Below are 422 nucleotides of genomic sequence, written 5' to 3'. Positions count from 1 at the left end.
GCCATCAATTGGGTTACGAGCATGTAGGTGAACAATTGAGGCGCCAGCCTCAGCGGCACCAATCGCCGCTTCGGCAATTTGACCTGGTGTTACCGGCAGGTAACGGGACATGGAAGGTGTATGAATTGCGCCGGTGACCGCGCAAGTGATGATGACTTTACGAGCCATGGTGACCTCCTGGTTACTTTTATTTTGGTGTTCAGGATGAAGTGATGCCGTCAGGAATTTGGTGCTTGACGCTTGTGCGCAGCGAGAGCCATAAGGCGGCGGTCACGCCAGGCGGATCGCAATGCAATGCCTTCAAGTTCAAGTTTTTGGCGGCGCTCGTCATGTACTCGGGCGACTGCTGATTCCGACCAGTCAAAAGCATTTTCGGAATTGATCGTTTCGCGATTTTGCTGACCGTAGCGTTTGGCATAGTC

At 53.1% G+C, this 422-nt stretch carries 2 protein-coding genes; both read right to left on the bottom strand.

The features are described 5' to 3' along the window. Positions 1 to 168, bottom strand: a 168-nt coding sequence (locus D7Y13_RS49315; protein WP_147452744.1) for a 3-keto-5-aminohexanoate cleavage protein, incomplete at its 3' end; no start/stop codon positions are given. Between the two features lie 50 nt (positions 169 to 218). Continuing rightward, positions 219 to 422 (bottom strand): 3-hydroxyacyl-CoA dehydrogenase family protein (locus D7Y13_RS43620; RefSeq protein WP_208734689.1); only part of this gene is annotated, 204 nt, incomplete at its 5' end.

The organism is Corallococcus praedator, assembly GCF_003612125.1.
Classification (GTDB): Bacteria; Myxococcota; Myxococcia; order Myxococcales; family Myxococcaceae; genus Corallococcus; species Corallococcus praedator.
This window is presented reverse-complemented; position numbering and strand designations above follow the sequence as displayed.